This is a genomic window from Halorubrum kocurii JCM 14978 (genome assembly GCF_000337355.1).
Classification (GTDB): domain Archaea; phylum Halobacteriota; class Halobacteria; order Halobacteriales; family Haloferacaceae; genus Halorubrum; species Halorubrum kocurii.
Genome location: NZ_AOJH01000104.1, coordinates 20,108 through 29,357 on the forward strand (window position 1 = coordinate 20,108; position 9,250 = coordinate 29,357).

Below are 9,250 nucleotides of genomic sequence, written 5' to 3' on the forward strand. Positions count from 1 at the left end.
AGATGCCTTCAGAGTCAGTCATCTCGATGCGTCCTCGTCCAGATAGGTATCACGCACTGATTGGAATGTGTGGACGTCGGTGAGGCCAGGTTGGTCGATGGTGAACGCGGCGGGCCGCGTCTGTTCGCCGTAGGTTTTCTGCACGCGTGGCTCACCATCTGGCGGTGTGTTAAGCGCCTCAACAACCTCGTGGGCGGCGGCCCGATTTTTGACGACCCAGATGGCTGCTGCTGGCGCTTGCGCGGCCAACTTGTCGTAATCCTCGGGGACCGCCCGCGTGACGTCATGATTGATGCGTTCGGCCTCGAGTGCGGCCACAACGTCGCCCGTCTCGTCGACGGCTGCCGCATCGAGCCGGCCTTCGGGAACCTCATAGTACTGCTCGACCCGAACCGCGGGCGAGTCCGGATCGGCGACGTACTCAGCCTCGAGCAGCGCTGTGCCCACCTCGACCATCGCCACATGCAGACTCGACTCGCTCAAGTCGCCGGCGCCAGCGCCGTGTGCAACCCCCTCACGGTGGCGCACGCCGATCGCGTCCCGGCCGTCTGGAGTAACCGTGTACAGCGTGTGTGGGTAGCGACAATCGCGAGTGAGGAGGCCGGCCTCCCGCAGCTCTTCGATCTCGTCGGCGTCGATCCCTACATATTCGGCGAGTCGACGCATGCTGTCGCGGGTGATATCGTACTCAAGTTCTGGGTCGTACTGGCCTTGGTGGGCGGAGTAGACGGCTTGCAGAAAGCGGAGGCCAGCATCGCTTACGGGACTCTCTTGGCGTTCGGCGTACGACAGCTTCAGCGGTAACGCACAGATCGGACAGTCAGCGCGGTCAACAGCATCAGCATCGTGGCAACAGGTGATCGCCGCCCGCAGCCCGTCCGGCGAGGGATCATAGCGAGTCTCACACGCCGTACAGCCGAGCGCGTGGCGCTGGTCGTCGTACACGACCGGCTCGGGGAGCCGCTGGGTGTACGGCAGCGCCGAATCGATGCGTGCCGGGGCGGTCGTGTCGGTATCAGATGAGTCGGCGTCCGGCTCCGTCTCGCTCGGGCCGGTCGTCGCTTGGGTGGTGCGGACATCGAGCCCGTACTGCTCCCGGGTACGGTCGCGACACGCATCGATCCGGGCGGCGGCCGCCGTCTCACGGGCCGGCCGGAACCCCTCGCTGTCTGGATGCCCCCGTGGCAGCGGCGCACTCGCGAGCAGAAACGGCGCCGGCGGAGTCTCACGAAACGGGGCCGGGAGCCGCACCAGCCACTCGCCGCGGCCGAGCGCACGCAAGCGATTGCCGATCGCCGCGGGGTCCTGATCCGCGGTCGCGAGCCGTTTGGTGAGCGGCTCATCCACCGGGACGCTCCCGGTGACGATGGTGGCGACGTTGTTGAGCAGCTCCACGTACGCAGCCTCATCCCGCACCCGCAGCTGGCCCGGGAACTGTGTGGAGAGGGTGACACTACAGCCGAACGACCGGCCCTGCGCGAGCAGCTCGTCGATGATCCCCGAGGTGACGAGCTGGGCCGCCTCCTCGAGATACAAGTTGACCAAGGGGCGGTCGTCCGATCCGGTGGTCTGGGCGCGCCGCTGGAGGGCGGTCCACAGCTTCGAGAGCATCGTCCGGGTGAGCGCCTGCTGGCTGGCCGTGCGTAGCGCCCCCGTATCGATGATGACGACCGCATCCTCGTCGATCACCGTGCGCAGATCGAAGTGGGGATCGCCCTCGTCGGGAACGTGATCAAAGAGGTGACCCACGCGTTCGTCAAGTGGGATCTTCTCGATACGGTTGTGGACGCCCTGCAGGAGCTCGTCAAACGATTGTTGGCTGTTGGCGGCGACGTTGTACAGCATCGATTGGAGCTCGTCATCCACGACGGCTGGGGGTTCACCAGTTTCATGAAAGCGGGCGGCCGCCTGCTGGAGCTCGCGATGCGCGAACGCGTCGCTGCCGTGGACGGGATCGAAGAGCGCCTTCACCAGCTGGCGGATGATATCGGGCGAGCGCACCGCTTGGTAGAACCGCTCGTCGCCCATGATCCCGGCCAGAATCTCGATGTAATGGTCGGTGAGGTCTTCGACAGCCGTTGCCCGATCAATCCCGGCTGCAAGCTGCGGGCGGATATCAAAGAAAGAGAGCGCCGGGAGTGTCTCGGCACAATCAAAGTAGTAGACGTCATCGAGCGAGCCGTACTCGGCGTAGTGCGCGCGCTGATACGCTGCGGCCATCGCGTCGCCTTTCGGCGTGATGAGAATCTCGGCGCCGTCCGTGGCCGCGTGATTCGCGAGCAGCCCCGTGATCAGACTCGTTGATTTTCCGGATCCTGTCTTCCCAAACCACGCCACGTGCAGCGACTGGAGGTCCGGGGGGACCGCAATCGGGTCGGCGACGGGCTCACCATCCTGATCGAGCGGCTGCCCGAGTGTGAGCCCGGGCGTCTGATACCGGGCGAGCTGGGCGGCAGGCGGTGGTGGGAGGGCAGTCCGGTCGGCTGTGGGCGGCGCCACGGCGCGGCTTCCGCTTGTGGTGAGCGCCGTCCCATCGACGAGACCGAAGCCAGGCGCACTCGCCGCGTCGGCGATAATGCCCCGACTGCGATTGCGTGTCCACGGGAGCTTGGTGGTGAACGTGTCATAGACGGGTTCGTGGACCGTTCGCTCACGGATCGCCGTCGCCACCGGCTCCGGATGCTCCGTCTCGACGCGGCCAGCAATTGTGTAGTAGCGGCCAGAGAGGTCGGTAAGCGTGCCGGCGAGCCGCTCGGCGATCGCGGGCGCGTCACCACCCCACACCAGACACCGGGCGTTGAGTACGAAGGCGTGTTGCGGGTCGGTGTCGGTCAGAGCGTCGATACGCCCAGCGGCCGGATCGGCGGCCGCGCTCGTGGTCTTCGTCTCCCCTTCGATGTTACCGACAAAATCATCGAGAGCGCGGCTCGCCGGCGTATCCCGTCCGTCCTCCAGCTGTTGGCGGCGGTGGCGAACATCCCCTCGGTAGTCGCGAAACGGCCGACATACTGCTTGATAGGTGGCTGCGGCAGGGGTCTCAGCCAGCGTTTCCGCGATCGCGGCCAGCGGGAGGCGGGCGTCATCGCTGTCCGTAAACGAGTTGAGCGGCGTCAGGCGAGTCTGCCAGTCGTCGCGTCGCTCCGCGTCACCCACCCACTCGACGGCGGCGACGGCCGCATCTGTGGGCTCATCGTCGCTATCGAGTTTGGGGACCGCAGGCGGTGTGGCTGGCGTCAGTTCGTACTCGTTCGGACAGGCCGTCCGCACCGCCTCACGAAGCGTCTCGGTCGGCGCCTGCGTGACGCCAACGTACAACTCGAGCGTGCCGGTGGTCCTGCTCGGACTGTGGAGCCGCCACTCAATTGTCGGTCGCGTCGAGGCTCCCAAAAGGCGATCCCGCCAGTTGGATGTGGTGTGGGTGGTGAGGCCGTGGAGGCGTCGAAACCCCTGCTCGACGGTCGCCGCTGTCAGTGGGGTGTCTGTCGGCCGAATCCGGAGGTGGGTGTGATCTGGGGATTCATCGGCTGGGGAGTCAGCAGTACGCCCCATAGCATGTCTTGTGTTCACATGTATCAGTAAGAAAGTTACGGCATACACTAACTGAATCAAAGAGGTGTGGTGGCCTGTGTGCTGGGTCCTGTCGGTTCCAGATTGGCTCCCACACGCCTGTACGGACGGTGAGCGAGGTGTGTGCGTCTGCCAGTTTGTGGCGCTCCCGAGGGGTGGGAGCGCACATGGCCGAATCCGACCCCACGAGCGGGCCCGTCACGTTCGGTGACGCTGACGCCCGCGCCGACCAGATGCACCAAGCGATCGATCAGTGGCTCAGCGAGCTCGTCGACGCGGTCGACGAGGCGCGTGCAAGTGACGAGTTCCAGCGGTGGCTCGACGTCCACAGTCAGTTTCACGACTACTCCCACCGGAACACGCTACTCATCAGCTTGCAGTGTCCTGAGGCGACGAAGGTGGCGGGGTATCGGACGTGGCAAGACGAGTTCGATCGGCAGGTGCAGGACGGCGAATCGGCGATCTGGATCTGGGCACCGCTGCTCTCGCGGCAGTGTCCTGAGTGCGGGAACAGTCCCTCCTATCACGCGGACAGCGACTGCGCGTACGACGAGACGCCACCCGAGGAGTGGAATGAGGGCGTAGTCGGGTTCAAACCCGTTCCTGTGTTCGACGTCTCCCAGACGGAGGGGAAGCCGCTGCCCGAGTTGGAGACGGACGCGGCGGGCGAGGCCGATGAGCTGTTAGCTGGACTGCTCGCGGCGGCCGACGCACTCGGTGTGACGGTCGATGTGGTGGGTGCTGATGCATGGGGCCATGGCGACGCCGACGGTGTCTGTCGCCACGTCGACGGGACACCCCACATCCAGGTGCAACAAGCAGATCCTGCAGCGGTGGCAGGGACACTCATCCACGAGTACGCCCACGCCCTCCTCCATGACCCAGCGGATACCGCCGATCGCGAGGCGCGCGAGCTCGAGGCCGAGGCAGTCGCGTATGTTGTCGGCCGGCACTGTGGCTTGGAGATGGACGGGTCAGCGTTGTATCTCGCGGCGTGGAGCGATGACGACGCGGATCAGCTCTTCGAGCGATGTGAGCGGATTCGGGAAACGAGCACGACTGTGATCAAGGCGATTGCTGACCAGAGCGGTTCCACTCTCCATGGCTAGGCGCCCGTCTCAGCCGCTGGTAGCCAGACAACTTATTCACTACCTCGTGAACATGTGTGTATGAGTGGTATCGAGCTCCGAGAGGAGACGCTCTATGTGGAACGCGAGCCGAACCAGCTGGACGAGCTGGCGATAGCGTTTTCAGAAATTCTCGATCGAATCGGAATCGAACATGTGTACATCGCTGGGTACGTGTCGATCCTCGCAGGGCGGGCCCGGTCAACCGAGGATGTCGACGTGCTCATCGAGCCGGTCGATGAGCCAACGGCAGAGGAACTTGCGACAACACTCGATACGGAGGGGTATTGGGGGCCAGCGATGCCGCTCACGTCGATGTACGAGATGCTCGAGAACGGGGATCCGATCTGGGTTGCGCCAACCGACCAGATCACTCCCCATCTCGAAGTGAAGATCGTCGATGATGAGTTCGATCATGCGTCGCTCTCCAACGCAATCTCAGCCCAGATTGACGGCGAATCGATCCCAATCGGCCCGCTTGAGCTCCAGATTGCGTACAAACTCTATCTTGGTGCCCAGAAAGATATCGAAGACGCAGTCCATCTGTACACTCTCTTTGAGGAAACGCTTAGTGCGTCCCGGCTCGAAACGTGGGTACATCGACTCGATGTCGACGCTGAATATGACCGACTCAGAGACACCTGATCAACTCGATGCGAAACACGACCGCAATCGTGAGCAACGCATCGCGACGATCAAACGCTGGGTAGCGTACATTCAATCAGAGCCGCCCGAGGTGTGGGGGCCACAGCAGAACGCGGTGGTCAACGGTCAACTCACCGCTGCCCAACACGTGGCAACCTCAGCCGCCCATCAGCAGCATGTGGCCGATGTTGCCCAAGATATTCTTGCGATCCAAAACGACGCCAACGAACAGACGGCTTCGCGGGAGGATCGTTAGTCACCCTGTTTCAGCGTGGCCGGTGACTACAGCCGGGTTTCATCACCGGCCGCACCACCGCGTTCGACTGGAACGGCTGGCCTGGTCACTCACAGAGAGCCAACCGCACCGCGTCCGACAGCCCACTCACGCGGGCAGCATGCTCCCAGGATTCTTCGCGAATGCCGTTGGTGACGTACGCAAAGCCGACGTTTTGCTCTGGGTCACCCCACCCGAAAATGCTCCCCAGTCCTGCATGGCCGAACATCCGCTCGCGACTCAGCGAGCCGAACATATCGTTCGCGAGCCCACCGGTCCAAAAGCCAAGGCCGTATCGGGCCGGTCGCGAGAGCGTTCCGTCCGACTCAGTCTCAGCATGGGTCTGGGTTGCGTGGGCGACGGTCTCTGCGTCAAGCAGTCGTGTCCCGTCGAATGCGCCACCGTTCGCCATACAGGCGTAAAATCGTGCCATCTCACGAGCCGTGCTAATCCCGTTTGCGGCCGGGATCACCGCGCGGCGGACGGCTTCGTCGTTGAACGCCGCTGCTGACTCAGCGGCTGGGATTCCGAGGCCTTCACCGGGGTCACGACACCGGTCGTACATTTCGAAGCCGGATAGGGTGGCGACATCATCGTCTTCGTCGTCAGCAAGCCCGATCGAAGATTGCTCCATCCCGAGCGGGTCAAACACGTTTGCGGCGACATACTCCGCAACCGGCTGGCCGCTGAGTTGCCGAATGAGCTCGCCGACAAGCCAGCCGTAGTTGAACGTGTGATACGCCGGCTGGGTGCCCGGTTCGAAGACGGGATCGATCTCTTCCATCGCCGTCACAACAGCGTCCCAGTCATCCCACTGGTCTGCCTGATCGTCGAATTCGCCGTACGGAATGCCAGCAGTGTGGCTGAGCACCTGTTTAATCGTGATCGCCGCTTTGGGCGTGCCCGGCTCGGCGAACGCTGGCCAGTGCTCAACAACCGGGTCGTCGTAGTCGGCGGCTCCCTCTTCGATCAGTTGATGGAGGCCAACACCCGCGTACGGCTTCGTACACGAGAAAATGAGGTGGCGGGTCTCCGGAGTGGTCGCAGCCCCGTCAGGACCGGTTGTCCCGCCCGCAAAATCAACGACGAGTTCTCCGTCGACATACACGGCGAGTTGGCTCCCATGATGGAGGCCAACGTCGAGTTGGCGGTCAAATTCGGCGCGAAGCTGATCGCGGTCGCTATCACTAATCGCTGACATGGCTACACCTCTTAGTCAGTTACCCACGACTGAAGTCGTGGGCTTGTCAGTGGACTCCCCTTCTGCCGTCGAATCGACGGAGGCGATAAATTCGCCGTTCAGGTTCAGCGTCCCTGACGTCAGCGCACACTGACAGGGTGCGCCTCCACTCGAAGACGTTTGCCCCGAGTGGAGACGTTTGAGCAGTTTCCGAGCAATATTCTTGCTCGCGTTGTAGTCCGCGTTCAGTTCGTACTCGCACTTCTGACACGCGAACTGGTGTTTCGAGCGCCCATTCTCTTCGTGGGTAAACCCGCACTTCGAACACCGCTGGCTCGTGTACGCCGGACTCACCTGCTCGATCTCGATCCCAAGCATCTCGGCTTTGTACTCGACGTACTCGTACAAGCGTCGGAACGCCCACGCGTGGAACCGCTTTACACCGGGCATCCGATCGCGAATATCCGTCAGATTCTCGAATGCGATATGGGTACACTCGTGATCGCGGGCCTCCTCGAGAATCTGGTTTGAGGCGCGGTGAAGTTCGTTTTGCATCCAGCGGTGTTCACGATCGTCCATCGACTGAATCGACAGGTGCGCTGACCGCGTTCCTGTCTGTTGCATCGACCCGCGCGTCTTCTCGAACTCGCGGCGTCGATGATTCATTTCGTCGGCGTTCCCGATGAACGCGCCCGTGGAAGTCACGGCGAGCGAGCCGTCCACGTTCAGATCGACGCCAAGGACTGTTCTGTGCTCGGCGTCAGAAAAAGCAGTCGTAGACTGCTCGTGTTCCTCGCGTTCGGCGCGGCGCATTCGCGCGTGTAGGTAGAACTCCCCGCTCGAACGGTCGTACTGGAGCGTGGACATCCGGAACTCGTAGTCCTCGTTCAGCAGGTACTCGCCAATCGGTGTCTGCTCAGGATCGTCTGGAAGTACGTATGGGCACTCGATGCGGCCGTTTACCGTGGAAAGAGACACGTGGTCGCGGTGGAACGTCGCGGACCGCTTGTCGTAGACGACGCTCCACGCGTCGAAGTGTGGTTGACTGGTGGTCTCGCCGTTCTTGAGCCGGGCAACACCACTTTTTGTGGCCTCGATGGCACGCCGGATTCCCTTCTGAACGAGGTTCGCAGTCAACTCTGTTTCATCCCGAAGTCGATCGTAGAGTGCGGTTTCGGCTTTCTGTTTCGAGGTGACACAGTACTCGTCCGGGTGTCTCCACGCCCATTCCGCGGTCGTGTTCGCACAGTGGAGAAACTGATCTTTCGTCTGATGGAGGTCATCGCACCGCTCGCGGCGCACGTCGAGTTTGACTTTGACGGTGCGGATCACGTCCCCCATCTGTATTTCACATTTTAATCTATTTATTTATAAATTCTATGGCTAATGGTGGGGAGTCAAGTTGCTTTCGCTCGTAGGTTGTTATGGGAATTGTCGGATCCCTCCCACGGCTGAAGCCGTGGGCTGCCTCCTCGTTCCTCTGTGATTCACAGCCAGTCGGTAGTAATGTACGTTACTGTGTCCATCGCCTCTCGGTCGGGGAACGTTTCGAGAACTCGCTGGATGATATGGTAGAGTTCGTGCGAGGGGAGCGACTGGTCGGGGACGTAGAATACCCCACTGTGAGAGTCTGCCGGCATCTGGACAAAGTCGTCGTCGCTGGTGATAATGAGACGTCCCTCTTGGACGGCGTACAGACGAATCGTGGTGTCGTCGACGCCTTCTCCCAATTCGCTCACGTCGACGACACGCTCTACGTCGTGGCCTGCTTTGTCGAGTTTGTCAGCTAGTGGAGCCGCGATGTTCTCGTCAAGCAGAAACGACACCTGCATCACGACGTTTCCGGCAGATCCTCGGGGCCGGTGATGATGCTGGGGTCGTCGTTTGCGGCTTCGTGAAGCTCTCGACGGCGTTCTTTGACCGCCCGCATCTCTTCGGGGTGGTCGTGATAGTACGCCAGTGCGTGGTAGACGTCCGACGGAGTGAGGTCAAAGCGGTCCGCAACCGTCCGTGCGTCGAGGTCGCGCTCTTCGACCAACGCGTGGATATGGCTCACGGTGATTCGCCGGTCCCGAATGTGGGGCTCGTCGTGAATATCCGACTCGTCACCTGAGACGACGGTGTTCATCTGCTTCGACATAGTGTCGAATACCATCGCAGTGGCCTTCAGTCTTTGCCGGTTCAGGTAGTCAGCCGCGGATACTTTGGAGGCGATGGCTCACGTACCGCTCGCTTGGTACGCAGTACGTTCGCCCGCAGAAAGACGCGCGTCTCTCGGATAGACCACAGCGATAGAAACTGCGAGCGAAGCGAGCAGTACGCACTCTTCAACGACTGGCTGTTTCAGGAGATAATATGTCTGAAGAATAGGATTTCACCTATGGAAACGCTGCTACCCGGGCAAACCACGTCTAGCGACAAAATGATTACGCCGTCTGGGGATCTGCTGTTTTCACA

8 protein-coding genes are annotated in these 9,250 nt (G+C 61.9%); 3 read left to right on the plus strand and 5 right to left on the minus strand.

Annotated elements, in window-relative coordinates:
* Window positions 1-18: 18 nt before the first annotated feature.
* On the minus strand, window positions 19-3,549 hold the full coding sequence (locus tag C468_RS16535) for a type IV secretory system conjugative DNA transfer family protein (protein ID WP_008850057.1): 3,531 nt from the start codon (window positions 3,547-3,549) through the stop codon (window positions 19-21).
* 185 nt (window positions 3,550-3,734) lie between these two features.
* Here C468_RS16535 and C468_RS16540 point away from each other — a divergent pair, with 185 nt between their 5' ends.
* Genes C468_RS16540 through C468_RS17765 form a run of 3 tightly spaced genes read left to right on the plus strand, consistent with a single transcriptional unit; the run spans window position 3,735 to window position 5,595 of the window.
* Window positions 3,735-4,676 carry an LtrC-like protein gene (locus tag C468_RS16540; protein WP_008850058.1) on the plus strand — a complete coding sequence of 314 codons (942 nt, stop codon included), beginning with the start codon at window positions 3,735-3,737 and terminating at the stop codon, window positions 4,674-4,676.
* Between the two features lie 60 nt (window positions 4,677-4,736).
* On the plus strand, window positions 4,737-5,339 hold the full coding sequence (locus C468_RS16545) for a hypothetical protein (protein ID WP_008850059.1): 603 nt from the start codon (window positions 4,737-4,739) through the stop codon (window positions 5,337-5,339).
* Window positions 5,317-5,595, plus strand: coding sequence for a hypothetical protein (locus C468_RS17765; RefSeq protein WP_080510676.1), 279 nt, complete (start codon window positions 5,317-5,319; stop codon window positions 5,593-5,595). Before C468_RS16545 ends, C468_RS17765 begins: the two co-directional genes overlap by 23 nt.
* A gap of 85 nt (window positions 5,596-5,680) precedes the next feature.
* On the opposite strand, the gene C468_RS16550 is transcribed toward C468_RS17765, so the two are convergent.
* The 4 genes from C468_RS16550 to C468_RS16565 all read right to left on the minus strand — a co-directional run bounded on the left by C468_RS16550 (window position 5,681) and on the right by C468_RS16565 (window position 8,921).
* The gene (locus C468_RS16550; protein WP_008850060.1) at window positions 5,681-6,814 is read right to left on the minus strand and encodes a serine hydrolase domain-containing protein; all 1,134 of its coding nucleotides are present in this window, start codon (window positions 6,812-6,814) and stop codon (window positions 5,681-5,683) included.
* A gap of 15 nt (window positions 6,815-6,829) precedes the next feature.
* The gene (locus tag C468_RS16555) at window positions 6,830-8,134 is read right to left on the minus strand and encodes an RNA-guided endonuclease InsQ/TnpB family protein (RefSeq protein WP_008850061.1); all 1,305 of its coding nucleotides are present in this window, start codon (window positions 8,132-8,134) and stop codon (window positions 6,830-6,832) included.
* 146 nt (window positions 8,135-8,280) lie between these two features.
* A complete protein-coding gene (locus C468_RS16560; RefSeq protein ID WP_008850062.1) occupies window positions 8,281-8,625 on the minus strand; it encodes a DUF5615 family PIN-like protein in 345 nt (114 codons plus the stop codon).
* On the minus strand, window positions 8,625-8,921 hold the full coding sequence (locus tag C468_RS16565) for a DUF433 domain-containing protein (protein WP_049912319.1): 297 nt from the start codon (window positions 8,919-8,921) through the stop codon (window positions 8,625-8,627). The genes C468_RS16560 and C468_RS16565 overlap by 1 nt, the downstream gene beginning before the upstream one ends.
* Window positions 8,922-9,250: the final 329 nt, after the last annotated feature.